This window comes from Flavobacterium sp. DSR2-3-3 (assembly GCF_049896585.1).
Classification (GTDB): Bacteria; Bacteroidota; Bacteroidia; order Flavobacteriales; family Flavobacteriaceae; genus Flavobacterium.
In genome coordinates this window covers 150,930-171,404 of the sequence record NZ_JAFCUP010000007.1, presented here as the reverse complement: position 1 = coordinate 171,404, position 20,475 = coordinate 150,930, and the positions used below count along the sequence as shown (strand labels likewise).

The following is a 20,475-nucleotide window of genomic DNA, read 5'->3' as shown; positions in this document are numbered from 1 at the left end:
CGACTTTATTATATTTATTTTAAAGTAGCTGTTGGGTGTAATTCAATGCGTTTAATTTTTTAACGACATAGAAACATAGATTTTAAAATTATGAGAGGCTTTTCATTTTTTTGGAGAAAATTATAGCTAGGTGAAGCCAAAAATTGGGCTGTCCAACTCTTTTTTTCTATGTTTCTACGTGGTTCAATTTTTTTAGTTAAGATTAATTGAAATTTTCATTATTTACACCCAACGAGTTAAAGTAGTATATTTACATTTTACCTTAAAACCGAATAGTATGAAAAAACTTCAAATTGTATTCTTATTTTTTCTTCTTGGTCATGTTGTAGTTTCTTATGCAGCAAAAGCCGATACGTTGCAAATTCCTAGTGTGGTAATGAATAAAACATATAAAGCTGCGGTTGTTTTACCAAGTTCTTATGCTAAAAGCAAAATGAATTACCCAGTTCTTTATCTATTGCATGGTGCTTATGGTCATTTTAATGATTGGCTGTCTAAAACTCCGGATAAGAATTTACTATATAATTTAGCCGATCAGTATAATATCATAATCGTAATGCCGGAAGGAGAAACATTCAGTTTTTATCTGGATAGTCCCGTGAATAAAGGCAGTCAGTTTGAAACTTACATTACAAAAGAAGTAATTCAGAAAATAGATAATACCTATCGAACAATAAATGATAGAAAAGGACGTGTAATTACGGGACTTTCTATGGGAGGTCACGGGGCATTGTATCTTTCGACAAAACACCCGGAACTTTTTTGTGCCGCAGGAAGTATGAGCGGAGCAGTAGATATGGGCAGCATGATCAATCCAGAATCTAAGGAAAGAGTTACTAAATTGATGGAGCCAGTTTTTGGAATTGAAGGTGCGCCCCAGGAAGTATATGCCTCGAATGCCGTTTTGAATATGGTGGACAAAATAAAAAGTAACAAACTAGAATTGATTATTGATTGTGGTGTGGATGATTTCTTGATTGAATCCAATCGCGAATTACACAGAAGACTTGTTTACAATAAAGTTTCTCATGATTATACAGAACGTTCAGGTGCGCATACTTGGGAGTATTGGGAAAATGCTTTACCCGCTCATGTGCTGTTTTTTAGTAAAATTTTAAAAAATAATGCTGCAGCGGTGAAATAGACTTTGTATTCTTTAAAAATTTAAAAGGCTTTTCATATGATAATATTGAAAGGCCTTCCTGTTGTAATCAATTGAAAAAATTTCAAATAGTGATTAATTTAATCTTTAATTTTTTTCAATTTTAAATATCCTATATGCAGCGTATTTTGTTCTAATTGAATTTCAGACTTGGTGATTTTTAACGAATATAAAGCTTTGAATTGCGATGGCAGCATGTCTGCAACATTATAAATATCGTCTACATCAATTCCATATTGATCGTCAATATGTGAAGGTGCGTCTTTGAAACCACAATGTTTATAAAATGCAGTTTTTTTTGATTTTTTTGATGCCAATGCTAAACTACCAGCAACTGTGATTATTTTATAATGGTACTCTTCAAATTCATTTTCTTTGTAACCTCCTAAATTGATGAAGAATAATTGTTCTGGTGTAACTTGCGTTTCAGTATTTTTTGGAACAATTTCAATAGAGAAGTCATCAACTACAGAAACTTCTCGCCAGGCATCGATGTGAATTTTACCTTTAGCTTCTGGCCAAAAAAGATTTATTTGCGGAATCAATTCTTTTAAGGATGTGCCAATTCCAAAAAAAATATCATGCTGTTCTGTAAACCGTCCTTCTGGAATACAGCCTAGCATTATCATGTATAATTTAAATTCTTTTTCCATAATTCAAAAGTACATTATTTTATAAAATAAAGTTTGGCACAATTAGTGGATAGAGTTTTTTGAGATAAATTATAAAAACGATAAAGAATGAAAAAAATTACCTTATTTTTAGTTTTCATCGGGATGATGGCACTACAAAGTTGTGAAGTAACCGAAGTATATGATGATGTTGATAATGGACCAAGAACTGAAGTGTTTGAAGTTACTACTTCATTTAATTATAATAATAATTACAGTAGGTTGGTCGTATTTGATCCACCAATTTATTCCTCTGATTCTGTTTTAGTATATCATTTGTATGATACGGTAAATGGACAAGATATATGGAAGCTAATGCCTCAAACGTATTATTTTAATGATGGTGGTGAGTTAGATTTCAATTTTGATTATTCTAGATTTAACGTAAATATCTTTCTTTCGGCTAATTTTAGTCTTAATACTGTACCGTCGAGTTGGACACAAAATCAAACTTTTAGAATCGTAATCATACCAGGTAGTTTTGCTAAAACGGTAAATAAGAACAATATTGATTCTGTAATGTCAGCGTTAAATGTTAATAACAGTGCAATTAAGAAAGTGAATTTGTAATAATTGATTGTTTGATATTAAAACAGAAAAGGGAAATCGCAATATGATTTCCCTTTTTTTTATGGTGTAGTTTCTTGAGTTTTAGACGAATTCTTTACTGCTTTTTCGTAACGAAACAACAATTCCTAAAATAAGGGCAATTGCTATAAATGCTAATGATCCCCATTCCGGAATTTCAATGAAATCATGAAGTAACATCTTAAGGCCCACAAAACTTAGAATTGCAATTAAACTGTATTCTAAATAACTGAATTTAGCTAACATATTAGCGAGGAAGAAATACATGGATCGCAATCCTAAAATGGCAAATATATTAGAACTAAAAACTAAAAAAGGATCGTTTGTGATGGCTAAGATTGCGGGAACGCTGTCAATAGCAAATACTACATCCATAACTTCAATTACTACTAATGCAACAAACAGTGGCGTTGCAGCAGTGATATGTCTTCTTTTTACAAAAAAATGCTCCTCATCGATATGATTAGAAATTGGCATTATTTTTTTGAGTGTTTTATATACGAATGATTTTTTAGGTTGGAACTGCTCATCCTCGCCACTAAATAACATTTTCATCGCAGTATAGATCAGGAAAGCACCAAAAACGTAGGTCGTCCAAGAAAACTTATTGATTAGCATAACCCCAAAGAATATCATTAATCCTCTGAAGATTATGGCACCTAATATTCCCCAAAACAATACACGATGTTGGTATTTCTGTGGAATTTTAAAAGCAGCAAAGATGATTGCAATCACAAATATGTTGTCAATACTTAATGATAATTCAATCAAGTAACCAGTGATGAATTTTATTGCGGCCGTTGTAGGTTTCAGATTATCTGGATTAGCAAGATAATCTGTAGTGTAGAGCCAATAAACTACTCCGGAGAACATAAATGATAATACGACCCATATTGCCGTCCATTTTCCTGCTTCTTTGGAACTTATAATATGTGGCGTTTTATTAAAAACTCCTAAATCAAGGGCTAAAAAAATTAAAACCGCGGTTAAAAAAGAAATCCAGACAATCATAAAGTTGGTATTTATATTTTGCGTAAAGATACTTTTTGATTTTTTAACTTAATAGATATTTCAAGGAAAAATGGATAACTGATGTTCTTTTGGTTTTTTTTAGGATTTATTACTAAAAAAATATGATCCATTAAAATTACCAAGTTCTGATTTTTGATACTTTTTTTTATGAATTTGATAAATTTTGGGAATTAGCCCATAAAAATTAGAGGTAAAATTTTATAAAAGTAATAATTAATTTATATTTGCATCAAAATAATAGGGGTCTAATTAATTAAAATCAATTTTTATGTCAACATTACGTTTTCAAGCTTTGAGAGAAGCATCGACTAGAAAGCCAGTTAAATTTGAAGAATCTGATAGGAAATCAACTATTTTTGGTGCAAATGTCTTTAATGACAAAGCAATGAAGCAATATTTAACTTCAGATGCTTTTAAAGGCGTGCGCGATGCAGTACAGCATGGAACTAAAATAGACAGAAAATTAGCAGATTATATCGCTATGGGTATGAAAGAGTGGGCCTTGGCTAAGGGAGTTACTCATTATACACATTGGTTTCAACCACTTACAGGAACGACTGCTGAGAAACATGATGCTTTTTTTGAGACATCTTATGATGGTAGCGATGCGGTAGAGAAATTTGGTGGAGCGCAATTAGTACAACAAGAACCTGATGCTTCTAGTTTCCCGAATGGTGGAATTAGAAACACCTTTGAAGCAAGAGGATATACCGCCTGGGATCCTACATCTCCAGCATTTATTTTTGGAACTACATTATGTATACCTACCGTTTTTATTTCGTACACGGGAGAAGCTCTAGATTATAAAACACCTTTATTGCGTGCTTTAACGGTTATGGACGAAGCAGCTACCGAAGTATGTAAATATTTTGATAAAAATGTAAAAAAAGTTACTGCAACCCTTGGATGGGAACAAGAATATTTCTTAGTAGACAGAGCGTTAGCAAATTCTCGTCCTGATCTTATTATGACAGGAAGAACTTTACTAGGACATACTTCTGCAAAAGGACAGCAATTAGATGACCATTATTTTGGATCAATTCCAACACGTGCTCTAACGTACATGAGAGATTTAGAGCAAGAATGTATGTTGTTAGGTATTCCTGTAAAAACACGTCATAATGAAGTAGCGCCAAACCAGTTTGAGTTGGCACCTATTTTTGAAGAAACAAACTTGGCAGTAGATCATAACTGTTTGTTGATGGACGTGATGCAAAAAGTGGCTGAACGTCATGAATTGAAAGTGTTGTTTCATGAAAAACCTTTCAAAGGAGTGAATGGTTCAGGGAAACACAATAACTGGTCATTAGCTACTGATACTGGTGTAAACTTGTTGAGCCCAAGCAAAACGCCAATGAGTAATTTACAGTTTTTGACTTTCTTTATTAATACGATCAAAGCGGTAAATGATAATGAATCATTATTAAGAGCAGCGATAGCTTCTGCAAGTAATGATCATAGATTAGGTGCAAATGAAGCGCCACCAGCAATTATATCAGTGTTCATTGGTGGACAATTGACTAAAGTTTTAGCGGAGTTAGAAGGCGTAACTACAGGGAAATTATCTCCAGAAGAAAAAACCGATTTAAAATTAAACGTGGTAGGGAAAATTCCAGATGTCCTTTTGGATAATACGGATAGAAACAGAACTTCCCCATTTGCTTTTACAGGAAATAAATTTGAATTTAGAGCAGTAGGTTCTACGGCTAATTGTTCTAATGCAATGACGACTTTGAATGCAATTGTGGCGAAACAATTAAGAGACTTTAAAGTGGAGGTTGATGCTTTGATTGATTCAAAAGACATGAAGAAAGACGATGCAATCTTCAATGTTTTAAGAGAATACATCAAACAATCTAAAAAAATTCTTTTTGAAGGAGACGGATATAGCGAAGAATGGGAAATTGAGGCCAAGAAAAGAGGCTTGAGTAATTTCAAAACAACTCCTGAAGCATTAAAAGCAAGGGTTTCTAAACAATCTTTGGATCTGTTTTCTGAATTGAATATCATGAACCATATTGAGGTTGAAGCACGATACGAAATTGAATTAGAAGAGTATACCAAGAAAATTCAAATCGAAGGTAGAGTTCTAGGTGATATTTCAAAAAATCACGTAATACCAACAGCAATCCGTTACCAAAATACTTTAATTGCAAATGTAAAAGGATTGAAAGATATTTTTGGAGATGATTTTGAAACTATAGCAAAAGAGCAAATCGTTTTGATTAAAGAAATATCAGGTCATATCGAAGGAATCAATTCTAAAGTTGAGGAAATGACAAATGAGAGAAAGATTGCAAATAACTTGACCGACGCTCAGGAAACGGCAGAAGCTTATTGTAATAAAGTAAAACCATATTTTGAAATCATCAGAAATCACTGTGACAAATTAGAATTGTTGGTAGACAATGAAATCTGGACTTTAACTAAATACAGAGAGTTGTTATTTACTAAGTAATAACAAGCATCATTTTAATAAGAATGCCTACCCATTTTGGATAGGCATTTTTTTGTGGTTACACTTTGAGGTTGACAGTTTTATTGTTTTGGAAATTATTTAGCGCTAATAATCGTTCACTTGGTATTCTTTCCTATTCAAAAAACACTTCTTGTGAAAAATTATCTAGTATATAGTTGAAACTACTAAAAAAATGGAGGTTGTGTCAAAAATTTTAACTGCATTTATTACATACTTATATGAATTGAAGTTTTTCACAATTCGAATAGCAATTAGAAAATTAATTTACAAAACTATATTTTTTAATTGACTGTCATTTAGTTAGATATGTATTGGTGTTTTAATAGTGGTTTTTTCTATTTTATATTTGGGAGTATTTTTCTTAATTATTAATAAGGTATTTTAGCCGTTCATCGATATAGATTTACCTTTCATCGAAAAACAATAATTAATTGAAAAACAAGTATATATGCCGTATTATTTTATTATAAATCTTTTCTATCTTTGAAATGTGATAGTTCAACAAGAGATAATTTAATACATTATATCTTGTTATTTATTACCTAAAAAAGTAATTGCCCAATTGTTTTTTTAAAACCTACATGATAATTTGTATTAATAACCAATTAAATATATTTATTATGAAAAAAGTAGTTTTAAGCATCTCCGCGATGCTATTTGTAGGATCAGTAGCATTCGCTCAGACAGGTGCCGGTCCAGTTGCTGGAGCAAATGGAAGTGTTGTCGCTCAATCTGGATTATCCCAAGATGCATTTGTTCACCAAATGGGAACAAATCAAAAATCAAAAATTAAACAAACAATTCAAAGTAACGAATCTGATGTTTATCAAGGGGTAAAACCGGGTTCAATAGGATCCCCAAACAGATCTGCAAGTAACACAGCTGATGTTGATCAAGCAGGGATTGATAACAATGCGTTTATTTCGCAAAATAATTGGGATAACAATGCTACTCAATTACAAGTTGGAAACGAGAACGATGCGATAATTTATCAAGATGAAATTGTAGTGCCTTTATCATCATTAGTCGGTGATGATACTGCTACTCAAACTCAAACAGGTAACAAAAACAAAGCTACTATTGATCAAGGTACTTCTGGTAATGCGCCTATTCCAACTATGTCAGTTTTTCCACTTATGACTTCACTTACTTCTGCAATACCCGTGGCACCTCATGGAAAAAACGATGCTATGCAAACCCAAAAAGGGAATTTTAATGAAGCATATGCAAGTCAAGGAGGAATGAGAAATAGATCTATTCAAAATCAAGATAGCAATGGTCGCTCGACAAGTGCTTCAGCAAGAAATGTGTCTAACCATTATCAATATGGAGATGATAATTATGCCATGTCTACTCAAACAGGATACAGAAATTTAGAAAATATTCTGCAAGAAGGAACTGGTCATAAGTCATTTACAACTCAATCTACTTCAGTTATTGGAACAGGAAATAATAGTTCTGTATCTCAACAAGGCAACAATCATACATCAACTGTTATTCAAAGCAATTAATACAAATATGAAGGACAGGATAGCTTAAAAAAAGCTATCCTGTTTTTTTAAATTTTAAAAAAAAAAAGATGAAATCCTCATTTTCAAATGTTGTTATAATGTGCGTTTCTTTTGCATCTGTGTCTTTTGCACAAGGAACAGCGATCGATAATGATTACAGTCAAAAAAGTTCATTTCTTTTATTTTCTAAGGAAAATTTGCATTTAGTTTCTAACACGATAAAAAATCAAGAAGATTTATTGGGATATAAAAAGATGCAAAGAGATGTGATGATTCAACAAATAGGATCTTTCAATTACATAAATGCAAATCTAAAGGCGAAAGACATCAATGTAGCTTTAGTGCAAAACGGTAGTGATAATGAAATTTTTATGGATAAAAATGCCAATTCAATTGTTCAAAAAATTGTGCAAGAAGGGCAAAGTAATTATGTCAAAGATTTTTCATTATATGTTAATTACGATATAAATATGGAAATTATTCAAAAGGGAAATAATCAAAATATTCAAAATTATGGTACAAATTCCCTATCAAAAAATATGAAAATAATACAATCTGGCAATGGTGCTTCTGTAATTATAATAAATAAATAAAGACATGAATATTTCCTTTCAATATAAATTTTTGTTTTTGCTAATAATTCCATTTTTGTCTTATTCTCAGATAACTAATACAATTGTTAAGGCAAAAATCGAAATTGAAGAAGTTGAAGGAAATATAAAAATAACTGGTACTGCGGAAAATTTATCTGATATAGTTCAAAGTTTGTCTTATCAATTATCAGTTATAAAAAACAACAATGAGAGTGGAAACCAATCCAATAATAAACAAGAGGGATTTTTTACTCTTAATAGAAGTGAAAATAAAAATTTATCTACCACTCAAGCTAATATAGGGAGTGGGGATGAGATTATAATTTTATTACTCTTTTATAATGAAAATAAAGAATTAATAGGAAAAGATAGGGTAGTAGTTGGTGACAAAAAAAAAAAGATGAAATAATAGTTCTTCCATCCGATGGATTTGAATTAATCGGTATTGTAACCGATGATACAAAAACTAAAGTTGGTAAAGATTTTTATGATTTGTATTATTACTTATATAACGATTATAAAATCAATGCAGGAAAAATAGTTACGTTAAACGAAGAATTTAGTTTCGCCAGAAACACGAAAATAATTATCAGCATTGATAATGAAGTAGTGTATGAATTTTTAGCTAAACCAGATGAAGAGTATCTGAATGAAATGGCTCAACAATCTATTTATGCAACTTATCTGTATTTAAAAAATGTAGAAAAGCAAAGCAAATATTTCACTCAATATTAACCTTATTTTTTATCTTATGAAATTTCTATTTTCAGTAACAATCATTTTACTGGCATTGTCAGTGAACGCTCAAGATTTAGTTTATAAACCAAAAAACCCTGCTTTTGGAGGTGATACATTTAATTACCAATGGCTGGCAAGTTCTGCGGAATCTCAAAATAAATTTAGGGAAGCTTCTTCTTCTCAAACTCAGCAAACAGAGTTGGAACGGTTTACCGCGAATTTGAACGCACAATTATTGAGCCAACTATCTAGTTCTCTTTTTAGACAACAATTTGGGACAAATGGCATAACTGTAGGGACCTATACTTTTGGTAGTTTGGCAGTTGAGGTCTACCCGTCATCTGGAGGGCTGACAGTCGATATTTTAGATACAAAAACAGGCGAGCGAACTCAAGTAATCATCCCAAATCAGTAATATGCGATTACAAACCTACTCAGCGATCCTACTTGTTTTTTTATTCTTAAGTTGTGGTGCTTATTACAATCAGCCAACAGGTGTTGAAAAAGCAGTTATTGGAGAAAGTACTCCAGCCAGTTCTTTATTAAAATCACTCCCAAAACCAAAAGAACAAATTGTGGTTGGGCTCTATAAATTTAGAGATCAAACAGGTCAATATAAAGCTTCTGAAAACGGAAGTAACTTTAGCACTGCTGTTACTCAAGGGGCAACTTCAATATTAATTAAAGCACTTGAAGATTCAAAGTGGTTTATACCCATTGAGCGTGAAAATATTGGAAATTTACTTCAAGAAAGAAATCTGATACGCTCCACCAGGCAGGAATATTCAAAAAAAACAGATCCTAACGAAATTCAAATAACGCCTTTGCTGTACGCTGGCGTATTGCTTGAAGGTGGGATTATTTCTTATGATTCTAATATAATTACAGGAGGATTTGGTGCAAGATATTTTGGTACTGGTGGCTCCGTAAAATATAGACAAGACAGAGTAACCGTTTACCTACGCATGATTTCTACTTCAAATGGAAAAATAATGAAATCAGTTTATGTTTCTAAAACTATACTTTCTCAAGCAATTGATCAAAGTCTCTTTAAATATGTAAATTTTAAAAGACTTTTGGAAGTAGAAACAGGTTATACAACTAACGAACCGATCCAAATGGCAGTAACAGAGGCGATTGAGAAAGCGGTTTCTTCGCTTGTTTTAGAAGGTATTAAAGACAATATTTGGGAAACAGATGCTCCTAAACCTGAAATCGATGCTGTAATGTTGAAATATAATGAGGAAAATCAGGAAGCAGATGTAGCCGCAATTTACGGAAGACACCTTCAAGAAAGAAGATCCAAGTTAGCCATAGAGATTACAAGCGGAGCTACATTGATGGATGGCGATTACGGAAGTCCATTATTACGACCAATGGTACGAGGGGCAGTAAAATATTTTATTACGCCAAATTTTAATCTCAGTGCATCAACTAATGTTATAAATCTTGCAAATAAAAATCGTTTAGATGTCGGTTATGTAACATTCGATCTCAATGGGGAGCTTATCATATTGCCAAAAGACAAATTGAGTCCCTTTATATTTGCTGGTGGAGGTTTTGGTTCAAATAGGATCTATGATAATGCGCATATTAAAGTTCAGTATGGTTTAGGATTGGAATATATGATTTCAGACAAAATTGGGATAAAATTATATGGTGAGCATAACTTAAATTTTAGTGATAATATTGACTATTTACAAAGAGGAGTAAGGGATGATTACTATTATCGTTTTGGCTTAGGGATGACCTACTATTTTTTACAAAAAAGATAGAAAATATAAAAAATCAAGATAATAGTAAAACGCTTTTAAAAAATGATTATTTCAAAAAATCTTAATTCTGTAATAATGAAAAATATTTATCTAAAATCTAGTTTGGTACTTTTAGTAATGCTTTTTTCTTGTAGTGAGGAAAAGATTACCGGAGAAGACTATGGGACCGTTGAAGGAAAAGTTGTAAGTTCAGTAACGTTTTTGCCTTTAGCAAATGTAAAGGTATTTTCAAATCCAAGTTCAAGCATAGTTTTTACAGATAAAGAAGGAAAATTTTCTATTTCGGGAGTGAAAATTGGACAATATTCCTTTGAAGCTCAAAAAGAGGGTTATGTCACAAAATTTGAACCTGCAACTGTTAATATAAATAACGCAACAAATATTGTATTCGAACTTAAATTGTCGACGACTAATAATAAACCTCCAACAGCTCCAATATTAGTTACTCCAAAAGATAATGCCCAGAATCAAAATTTGGAATTAAATTTAATTTGGACTGCTTCTGACCCTGAAAAAGATAGTCTCACTTATGAAATTACTTTACGAAAGGATAGTAGTAGTGACATTGTAGTTTATTCAAAAATAACTAAACCAAGTTTTATTTTAAAAAACCTTACCTACAGTAGTAAATATTATTGGCAGGTTTCTGTATCTGATGGGGTAAATGTACCTGTTTTGAGTGAGGTACGCTCTTTTACGACAACTTCATTTCCAAACGCTCGTTTTACATTTGTAAAAAAAGTAAACGACAATAATGTTATTTACTCAGGCAATGATGGGGGGAATATAATACAATTAACAAGTTCAAATATGAACAGTTGGAGACCCAGAAAAAATAAGCAATCTAATAAGATTGCATTTATAAGGGCTAGTGGGGCTCAAAATCATATTTATACCATGAATGAAGATGGTTCAGGAGTTTTTAAAGTTACAAATTCGATTCCTATTGCAGGATTTAATAGTGAATTTATTAATTTTTCTTGGAATACTTCAGGTAGCCAGATAATTTATCCCTATTTTGATAAATTATACAGGATAAATAGTGATGGCAGCGGATTGACTAAAATATATCAAACTGCAGATGGTAAGTTTATTTCAGAATGTGATTGGAGTTTTGATAATACAAAAATAGCATTGAAGGTTAATAATGCTAATGGTTATAACGCAGAAATATTTGTTATTAACACTTCGGGTGTCATTATAAATCAGGTAATATCTGGATTTACCGGCGCAATTGGGGGATTGAATTTTTCGGTAACAGGCCAAAAAATAATTTTTTCAAGAGATATTTCCGGATTTGAAGATGCAAACTATAGACAATTAGATACTAGGGTTTTTCAACATGTTTTTAGTGCTAGTGTCACTTCTGAGGTAGGTATTGATAAGCAGGTAGGGACTTTAGATCTAGATGCTCGATATTCTCCAAATGAAGCCGAGATAATTATTGTCAATACTTCTAATGATGGTCTGTCTGTAAAAAATATTGTTCGATTTACCCCTGCGATAAATAATTTAGGTGCATCCAGAGTAATATTATTTTCTGATGCATACATGCCTGACTGGGAGTAATTTATTGTGCCATTGAAATATAATAAAAATGTCTATCTGTATCAGGTGGACATTTTTTTTGAAAGATTTTTTTAAAAGATTTTTCTCTAAGATGCTAAACTTAAGGTATAAATAAATTTTGCAAGATGATTTTATCAAGAAACACTTATTATAACACGATAGGCAAAACCCAAAAAAAAATAATTACCTTTGCCGCACAACTACCTGCTTAAAAGCTGGCTTCACAACTATATTACATGAGTTCAGATACTTCAAAAAGATATGCACTTCGCGGTGTTTCGGCATCCAAAGAAGATGTTCATAATGCCATAAAAAACATTGATAAAGGGTTATTTCCACAAGCTTTCTGCAAAATTGTCCCTGATTATTTAACGCAAAACGAAGAATACTGTTTGATCATGCATGCGGACGGAGCCGGAACTAAATCCTCTTTGGCGTATATGTATTGGAAAGAAACAGGAGATATTTCCGTTTGGAAAGGTATTGCTCAAGATGCTTTAATCATGAATATTGACGATTTATTGTGCGTGGGTGCAACGGATAATATTTTGCTTTCGTCTACCATTGGAAGAAATAAAAACCTAATCCCTGCCGAAGTAATTTCAGCAATTATCAACGGAACTGAAGAATTAATCAAAGAACTGGAGTCTTTTGGTGTAACCATACATTCAACTGGAGGAGAAACGGCAGATGTAGGCGATATAGTTCGAACGATAATTGTAGATTCAACAGTTACAGCTCGAATGAAACGTTCTAAAGTTATTGATAATGCAAATATTAAAGCGGGTGACGTAATTGTAGGATTGGCTTCTTTTGGTCAGGCCACTTACGAGAAAAGCTATAATGGCGGAATGGGAAGTAACGGATTAACATCAGCGCGTCACGATGTTTTCGGGAAATATTTGGCAACCAAATATCCGGAGAGTTTCGATGCTTTAGTTCCTGAAGAATTAATCTATTCCGGACAAGTAAAATTGACGGACGCCATTGAAAATTCACCAATCGATGCCGGACAATTAGTGCTGTCCCCAACCAGAACCTATGCACCAATCATCAAGAAAATTTTAGATCAATATTCTTCCAATGAAATTCACGGAATGGTGCATTGCAGTGGAGGAGCGCAAACTAAAATTTTACACTTCGTAGAAAATTTACACATTATAAAAGACAATTTATTTTCTGTTCCACCATTATTTCAGTTGATTCAAGCGCAATCTAAAACGGATTGGAAAGAAATGTACCAAGTGTTTAATTGTGGTCACCGTATGGAAATTTATGTGCCGGAAGCAGTTGCCGAAGATATTATTGCGATTTCAAAATCATTCAATGTCGATGCACAAATAGTAGGTAGAGTAGAAGCTGCTACTTCAAAAAAACTGACTATAACCAGTGAATACGGAACTTTTATATATTAAAAAGCTTCAATTTAACTTCAATTTTCAATCTTTCAATTCTTTAATCTTTTAATTTTTTAGCTATGTACGAATTGGTTTTTTGGAAATATCTTGAGGGAATTTATCTCAACCATCACTTAGTTTATGAAACTATTACAGAGGAGCAAGCTGAAATTGAAGGACTGGAAGAGTTACCTGTTACAGTTATCTTAAATAGAATCGCTTCTGTATTTTCAAAATGGGATAAAGTGGACGATAGTAGTTGGAAAAATAAAAATGGTGCAGGTGCTTTTCACATCAGAACGACGCCCCAAAGTATAAAAATTGATTGTTATGGCACTGAAGGCAAAACAATGGATACTTTAGTGAATATAATGGCAGAATTCAAATGCCCGCTGTACGATCCGCAAGTTCCGGAGCGTCATGACGAAATGAATGAATAAAATTGAGGAGCTAATCCAGCGCTCCGTTACAATCCTCCCTTAAATAAAATATTTTTCTAAATCCTGAAAGGAGCTTCCGTTGGTCGCTCTTTCAGGACAAGAAAAATTATTTTTTTTGCGGTAGGGATTTTCACTTCGATCTGGGCTAAGACAATCAGTAATGTGTAACCCAAATTAGTTTAAAATCAGCTTATTTTACCTTTGGTTTATTCAGAAGAATTGGTGATCCAAAACCAATTTGCTCTAGTTTTATCAACTGCGTTTCAGCATCGCCCACCACTAAATAAATCATTTTATCAGCATTCAAATACTTTTCTGAAAGCTTTTTTATGGCTTCAATAGTGCTGTTTTTTACAATTTTTTCCTGTTGTTTGGCATAATCATCAGCGTAATTGTAGTTGCTAATTTCATAGAGCATTTGCAGTTTAGAAGACAGGGTCTCAAATGCTCGGGCATTACTTTTAATTAGATATCCTTTAGTCACCTCAAGATCATTCTCGGTAAAGTTTTTACCATATTGTGAAAGTATTTCTTTGATCAAACTAACGGATTCAAAGGTAACATTGGAACGTACACCGCTCGAAACTGTAAATGGACCTTTGTTGACAGAACCATTAAACGAAGAATTGATGCCATACGTATATCCTTTTCCTTCACGCAATTGTTGAGTCAATTGTGAGGCAAAACCACCACCACCTAAACGGTAATTCATGATTTGAACAGGATAAAAATCAGCATCAGTGGCTGCAAGTGCAGGATATCCTATTCTAATTACAGATTGTTTTGCACCCGGAACATTATAAAAATAAATTTTTGAGGAACCTACTGTATTTGCAGTTATCTTTTTAGGAAACGTAATATCTTTAACCTCCCAGTTTTTATCTAAAGTCGCTAATGAATTGATAACATCCGTTTTTGAAACAGCACCAACAATTTGAAAATTAGTAACTGATGGAGCTGTGTTTTTAGTGTAATAATTTTTTAAATCATCAATTGTAATATTGTTTACAGAGTTTTCGGTACCGATGCGGTTGTTGGATAAAATTGATTCTTCGCCATAAATTAATTTTTTGAATTCATTTCTGGCAATACTATTTGGATCTGCTTTTTGTTGTAAAATTTGGCTTAAAGTACTTTGTTTAATCAATTCAAATTCTTTATTATCCCAGCGCGGTTGTAAAATTATTTCCTGAACTAATGCCATAGTTGCATTGTAATTCTTAGCTAAGGTATTTCCTGAAATAAAAATGGATTCATCAGTTGCATACGCTTTAATGGTTGCGCCCAGACTTTCGATAGCATATTCCAGTTGTTCCGGAGTTTTGTTTTTGGTTCCTTTTGTCATCTGTTCCGCTAACATATTCGAAACGCCTATTTTATCCGTATTTTCAAGCAACATTCCGCCTTTTATTTGCAGTTGAAATTGAACAAGCGGTACTTCATGGTTTTCGATTCCTAAAACATTTATCCCCGATGATAACTTATTTTTCCATACCGATGGTAATTTTACATCAGGACTTTGTCCATAAGCTGGTTCTTTGCTTCGGTCAAATTTAGAAGGTGTTTTTTCATAAGTTGCAGCAATACTGGCGTCAAAGGAATCTTCTTTACCTTCAATGATTTTTTCTTCGACAACCGCTGCTAATGTTGAACCATCCAAAATTAAATTTACCTTTCCTTTTGGAACAAAACTAGTGGCAACAAAATGCTTTCCTTTGATGTATTTTTTATACACAAGCATCACATCTTCGGTGGTTACCGCAAGAATATTTTTAACATCTTGGTTGATGTAATCCGGAGTTCCTGCAAAAATTTCATATTGCGCCAGTTGGAATCCTTTTCCTGATACACTAGATAAATTCGTGTAAAAAGCCGTTTCTTGGCCGGCTTTAATTCGATTTAAATCCTGTTGAGAAATTCCTTCAGTTTCAAAGTTTTTAAAAGCTTCGTTCACGCCTTTCATTACGTCATTCAAATTTGTTTTTTCAAATGCCGTTACGCTCAACATATACTGACCCGCTATTTCTGAATTGTATTGGAAAACATCAGCGGCATCTGTTAATTTTTTATCTTCAACTAAAGTTTTGTACAAAGGAGCTTTTTTACCTTTTGAAAGATAACTTGCCAAAACTTCCAATGCATAACTGTCCGGATGGTATTCATAAACGGAAGGCCATGTCAGTGTGAGTTGCGGTAACTTGGCAAAATTATCTTCATAATACAGTTTTTTAGTTTCGGACAATGTTACCGACTGCTTTTCCATTTTAGGAATTGCTTCACCACGTTTTATTTCTCCAAAATATTTTTCGACCCAAGCTTTCGTTTGTTTAACATCAAAATCTCCGGCAATAGATAGCGTAACATTATTTGGCACATACCAGAGATTGTAAAAACTTTTTACATCTTCAAGTGTCGCATTTTGTAAATCTTCCAAAGAACCAATAACGTCCCAATTGTAAGGATGCGTTGCCGGGTATAAGTTTTTAGAGATTACTGAAAAATTATGTCCGTAAGGTCTGTTGTCATAACTTTGTCTTTTTTCATTTTTAACGACCTGTTTTTCTTTGGCTAAAACCGGTTCTGTTACCGTATTGATGAAATAACCTAGTTTATCGGCTTCGGCCCAAATCATTTTTTCTAAAGCATCTTTTGGAACAGTTTGAAAATAATTAGTGCGATCTCTGCTGGTCGAACCATTAGCACCTTCACCACCAATACGTGCGCTCATTTTATCCAAACCTCCTTTTCCTAAGTTTTCCGATTCCAAGAAAAGTAAATGCTCAAATAAATGCGCAAATCCGGTGCGACCCGCTTTTTCTCTGGCAGAACCTACATGGCTGGTCAAAGCAACTGCAACCACAGGATCTGAGCGGTCAATATGCAGAATGACTTGCAATCCATTTTCTAAAGTGAATTTTTCAAATGCTACTTTGAACTCTTTTGATTTTTGATTTTGGGCATGAGATGAAAAAGTACTAAAAAGCACCAAAAAAGACATTAATAACTGGATTGGTTTCATTTTTTTAATTTAGGTTGAACGTTATTTTTACAGCAAAGAATATTTTGCTTTAGACACTAAAAGTAAGAAAAAATAAAATAATAAAGCATGAGCAGCTGTTAAGTTGGATTTTGGCTTTTAGCTGATTATCCGCATCGCAACATATTTGGAAAATTAGAAATGTAACAGCAAAAAAAAATTAAAACCATTCTTTATAATTTATATTTGGTTGTCCTTAATATTCAACTTTAAGTTAAATACAAACATGGATTTTAACTTTTTTCATTCTATAGTTTTGGAGAGTGAAAATGTTTTAAAGCTCTTTACGGTGCCAGATTTCAAAAATTTATTGGAAATTTCCATCAATGATCCGGAGACTTGGGAATATTATTTGGAGTATACCAATTGTAGAGAAAATCTGGAGAAAACACATTTAAATTGCTTTAAAATCCAGAGAAAACCGAAAAGAATTTCCCTTTGTAGTTTTCGATAAAAATTCAGGAAAATAGGCGGGAAGCACTCGTTTTTATGATATTAATATTCAATTTCAAAAATGGTAATTAGACTACAATTGGTATGGAAAGCAGTTTCGTGGAGCATGATTAAATAAGCATTGTAAATTTTTATTGTTTCAATTTGCCTTGAAAACTTTAGCAATGTGACTTGTTGAATTTATATTGGATTTTAATAACAAACAAAGAATTGCCGCAATGGGAAGTATAGGTTGCAAAAAAGAAGGAGTGATGCGCAATCAAGTGCCAACTTTAGAAAGTGATGAACGCCGTGAAAACACTATACAAAGTATTTTAAGAAACGAATCTTTTGATGGGATCAAAGAATCTGGAAAGCAAATTGTAATGCAAAACTAGTGATATTGGATTCCGCGTCATTTTTAAATCATCGTATCAGCATTTCCTTTTCTGAATCCGATTAACTGTCGATATTTTGATTGGGATTCTTTCAAATCTTTTTCCATTTGTTTGTATTTGCTGATGTCTTTTATAGTTACAACTGCTGCGACCACATTGTCTTTTTGATCCACTAATGGCCTGCCGCTTATCAGCACTCTTTTCTTTTCCTGAGCTATTGGATTCCAAAGAATAATTTCAACATCAGAAGTCGCTTCCCCGCTTAGTGCGCGTTCCATAGGTAAGTTTTGCGAAGGGAAAATGGTCTTTTCATCAGGGAAATAGAGCTCGAAGTGATTGCTTAAATTAGTAGATATCTTATCGTCTTCTTCAATTCCAAAAATCTCATTGGCCATATTATTGGCCATGATTATTTTTTTATCGGCATTTGCCACAATAATTCCTTCACTGATATTTTCAACTATTAGCCGTAATTTCTCTTCATTTTCGTAGAGATCATCAATGGCATTTTGTTGTTTGTCTTCTAATTCGACAAGCTCCGTTACATTACGTCCAACAGAATAAAACACACTATGTTGAAGGTCAATATTACTATTCCAATCAATCCATTTATAAGAACCGTCTTTACAAAGAAACCTGGTTCTGAAATTGATAACGGATTCTCCTTTCAAATGTTTTTGTAGTATTTCGGCGGCAGTTTGTTTGTCATCCGGATGAATTAAATCTATGAATTTCATTTGATTCATGTCTTCTTGATTGTAGCCAAGTGTTTTGGTAAAAGCGGGATTGATTTTAATAAAATGTTCATCTTTGGCCACTGTTAAAATATCAAAAGCCATATTAAAAAACATATTTGATATTTTTAAAGATTCTTCATTTTTAATCAAATCAGATACATCGCGCACAACCGCATATATAATTCCGGTTTGAAGATCGATCGTACTCGTCCAGTCCAACCATTTATAAGAACCATCTTTCAGGCGTTCCCGAACTCTATGCGTGACAACAGAATCATTGATTCTTAGTTTTGTGATACCATCCATGAAAATCACAGCATCGTCAGGATGTATGAAACTCAAAAACGATTTGTTAATTATTTCATGTTGTTCATATCCAAGAATTCTAGAGAAAGCAGGATTAACTTTTACAAAATTCTGATCTTTAATTACGACAAACATATCAAATGACATGTAAAAAAAGGTATTTGCGACATTTAACGCGTTTTCAATTTCTTTTTTGTCCGTTATATCGCTGGCTACGGCATACAATAAGCCATTTTTTAAATCTGGGAATACGGACCAAACCAGCCATTTGAAAGATCCGTCTTTACAAATATACCGGTTTTCAAATTTAATTGATGAGGCGCCGGTCTGCAACTTTAGCACTTCTTTTTTAGTGATTTTGATATCATCCGGGTGCGTAAATTCTAAGAAGTTTTTGCTCAATAATTCTTCTTCGGTGTAGCCTAAAATTTTACTGACGGCCGGATTTACTTTTATAAATTTATCCATAGAGGAAATAATCATCATGTCTACTGACATCATAAAGAATGTATCAGCGGCTTTAGATGATTCTTCTAATTTTTTTCTTTCGGAAATATCCGTAAAAATCCCACCAATAGCATAAATCCGTTTAGCAGAATCGTACAAAGGAAATTTAACAGCGATGTATGTATGTTTCCCGTCCCATTGTTCAATAATTTCCTCTGTTTTCAATTCTCTAGATGCTTTTAGTACCTCAAAGTCGGTGTTGCGATAGGTATCAGCTGTTGTTGCAGGCAAAAAGTCATGGTCTGTTTTGCCTATTACTTCTTCATATGAAATTTTAAATAAAGATTCAAATTGTTTGTTAATCAAAAGATATTCTCCATTTATTTTTTTGATGAATATTGGACTCGAAGTAGTATCAATAACTGATTGCAGCAAGTGTTTATTTTCCAAAAGTAAATTTTGAGAAATATTTTTGGCCCGAAGTTGGGACCGAATTATAAAATAAACAACGGTCAGCAAAATAAGGGAGAGAATTATCAATGCAATTTCTAACCAATTCAGGGAATTATCCAAAGCTTGGTTTCTTTGTTTGTCAATCCTTAAAATAAAAACCCAAGCTATTGCAAAAACAACCAACAAGTTGAGGATAAATCCAATGATTATTTTTTTTTCTAATGAAATTTTCATATTTGTACGGTATAAAAATTAAATAGTAGTAATCGCAATATTTAAAATAGAGATATTCGGATTAAGTGTATGAAAGTTAGTTAATTAAATTGAATTATTAAGTGGTTTTGAAAGATTTGTTATGGCTTTTCGCACCAATGGAAAGTAATAAAAAGTTGTCCTTAATATTTTTTAGTTGTAATTCTCATCAGTCTTAAATGAAAATTCTGAAACACATTCTTTATCAAATCCTGAAATATTTTGTTGACATTTTTAATTCGCTGATTGATAAAAACAATAGGAATGTAAATCATTACTGCAAAAAAGAAGGAAAGCAAAATGACATGCTTGGTATAGATAAGTAACAATAATATGAAGTAGCCCGGAAGCCAATTTTGTGTTACATTCAATAATTAAGTAGAGGTAAAGTAACAGATTTGTACAACGAAAGTTTAAGTAATCGATTTGTAAACGTTAGGATTGTGCTCTAAATTAAA

17 protein-coding genes are annotated in these 20,475 nt (G+C 32.7%); 13 read left to right on the top strand and 4 right to left on the bottom strand.

Annotated features, from left to right (window positions below; genetic code table 11):
- Nucleotides 1-277 precede the first annotated feature (277 nt).
- On the top strand, nt 278-1,144 hold the full coding sequence (locus tag ACP7AQ_RS11350; protein ID WP_426095523.1) for an alpha/beta hydrolase: 867 nt from the start codon (nt 278-280) through the stop codon (nt 1,142-1,144).
- A 98-nt stretch (nt 1,145-1,242) separates the two neighbouring features.
- On the opposite strand, the gene ACP7AQ_RS11345 is transcribed toward ACP7AQ_RS11350, so the two are convergent.
- Nucleotides 1,243-1,815, bottom strand: a complete 573-nt coding sequence (locus ACP7AQ_RS11345; protein ID WP_426092501.1) for a DUF1543 domain-containing protein — start codon at nt 1,813-1,815, stop codon at nt 1,243-1,245.
- 87 nt (nt 1,816-1,902) lie between these two features.
- Here ACP7AQ_RS11345 and ACP7AQ_RS11340 point away from each other — a divergent pair, with 87 nt between their 5' ends.
- A complete protein-coding gene (locus ACP7AQ_RS11340) occupies nt 1,903-2,403 on the top strand; it encodes a hypothetical protein (protein ID WP_426064606.1) in 501 nt (166 codons plus the stop codon).
- 81 nt (nt 2,404-2,484) lie between these two features.
- On the opposite strand, the gene ACP7AQ_RS11335 is transcribed toward ACP7AQ_RS11340, so the two are convergent.
- Nucleotides 2,485-3,432, bottom strand: coding sequence for a TerC family protein (locus ACP7AQ_RS11335; protein ID WP_426064608.1), 948 nt, complete (start codon nt 3,430-3,432; stop codon nt 2,485-2,487).
- A gap of 289 nt (nt 3,433-3,721) precedes the next feature.
- Here ACP7AQ_RS11335 and ACP7AQ_RS11330 point away from each other — a divergent pair, with 289 nt between their 5' ends.
- The 10 genes from ACP7AQ_RS11330 to ACP7AQ_RS11285 all read left to right on the top strand — a co-directional run bounded on the left by ACP7AQ_RS11330 (nt 3,722) and on the right by ACP7AQ_RS11285 (nt 13,955).
- Nucleotides 3,722-5,911, top strand: coding sequence for a glutamine synthetase III (locus tag ACP7AQ_RS11330; protein WP_426092502.1), 2,190 nt, complete (start codon nt 3,722-3,724; stop codon nt 5,909-5,911).
- 641 nt (nt 5,912-6,552) lie between these two features.
- The gene (locus ACP7AQ_RS11325) at nt 6,553-7,443 is read left to right on the top strand and encodes a hypothetical protein (RefSeq protein ID WP_426095522.1); all 891 of its coding nucleotides are present in this window, start codon (nt 6,553-6,555) and stop codon (nt 7,441-7,443) included.
- Nucleotides 7,444-7,511: 68 nt separating this feature from the next.
- Nucleotides 7,512-8,036: a hypothetical protein gene (locus ACP7AQ_RS11320; protein ID WP_426095521.1), complete on the top strand. Its 525-nt coding sequence runs from the start codon at nt 7,512-7,514 to the stop codon at nt 8,034-8,036.
- Between the two features lie 4 nt (nt 8,037-8,040).
- Nucleotides 8,041-8,445 (top strand): hypothetical protein, encoded by a 405-nt coding sequence (locus ACP7AQ_RS11315; RefSeq protein WP_426064613.1) that lies wholly within the window; start codon nt 8,041-8,043, stop codon nt 8,443-8,445.
- Nucleotides 8,442-8,771 carry a CsgE family curli-type amyloid fiber assembly protein gene (locus ACP7AQ_RS11310; RefSeq protein WP_426095557.1) on the top strand — a complete coding sequence of 110 codons (330 nt, stop codon included), beginning with the start codon at nt 8,442-8,444 and terminating at the stop codon, nt 8,769-8,771. The genes ACP7AQ_RS11315 and ACP7AQ_RS11310 overlap by 4 nt, the downstream gene beginning before the upstream one ends.
- 16 nt (nt 8,772-8,787) lie before the next feature.
- Nucleotides 8,788-9,189, top strand: coding sequence for a curli assembly protein CsgF (locus tag ACP7AQ_RS11305; protein ID WP_426095520.1), 402 nt, complete (start codon nt 8,788-8,790; stop codon nt 9,187-9,189).
- Nucleotide 9,190: 1 nt separating this feature from the next.
- Nucleotides 9,191-10,549 carry a CsgG/HfaB family protein gene (locus ACP7AQ_RS11300; RefSeq protein WP_426095519.1) on the top strand — a complete coding sequence of 453 codons (1,359 nt, stop codon included), beginning with the start codon at nt 9,191-9,193 and terminating at the stop codon, nt 10,547-10,549.
- A 75-nt stretch (nt 10,550-10,624) separates the two neighbouring features.
- Complete coding sequence (locus ACP7AQ_RS11295; protein ID WP_426095518.1) at nt 10,625-12,118, top strand: carboxypeptidase regulatory-like domain-containing protein; 1,494 nt, start codon at nt 10,625-10,627, stop codon at nt 12,116-12,118.
- A gap of 236 nt (nt 12,119-12,354) precedes the next feature.
- A complete protein-coding gene (locus ACP7AQ_RS11290; protein ID WP_426095517.1) occupies nt 12,355-13,533 on the top strand; it encodes an AIR synthase related protein in 1,179 nt (392 codons plus the stop codon).
- Nucleotides 13,534-13,595: 62 nt separating this feature from the next.
- Complete coding sequence (locus tag ACP7AQ_RS11285; protein ID WP_426064618.1) at nt 13,596-13,955, top strand: hypothetical protein; 360 nt, start codon at nt 13,596-13,598, stop codon at nt 13,953-13,955.
- A gap of 190 nt (nt 13,956-14,145) precedes the next feature.
- Here the strand turns inward: ACP7AQ_RS11285 and ACP7AQ_RS11280 are convergent, their stop codons facing one another.
- Nucleotides 14,146-16,974: a M16 family metallopeptidase gene (locus tag ACP7AQ_RS11280; protein ID WP_426095516.1), complete on the bottom strand. Its 2,829-nt coding sequence runs from the start codon at nt 16,972-16,974 to the stop codon at nt 14,146-14,148.
- Nucleotides 16,975-17,663: 689 nt separating this feature from the next.
- Here ACP7AQ_RS11280 and ACP7AQ_RS11275 point away from each other — a divergent pair.
- On the top strand, nt 17,664-17,822 hold the full coding sequence (locus tag ACP7AQ_RS11275; protein ID WP_426095515.1) for a hypothetical protein: 159 nt from the start codon (nt 17,664-17,666) through the stop codon (nt 17,820-17,822).
- Between the two features lie 23 nt (nt 17,823-17,845).
- Here the strand turns inward: ACP7AQ_RS11275 and ACP7AQ_RS11270 are convergent, their stop codons facing one another.
- Complete coding sequence (locus ACP7AQ_RS11270) at nt 17,846-19,999, bottom strand: PAS domain S-box protein (protein WP_426095514.1); 2,154 nt, start codon at nt 19,997-19,999, stop codon at nt 17,846-17,848.
- Nucleotides 20,000-20,475 lie beyond the last annotated feature (476 nt).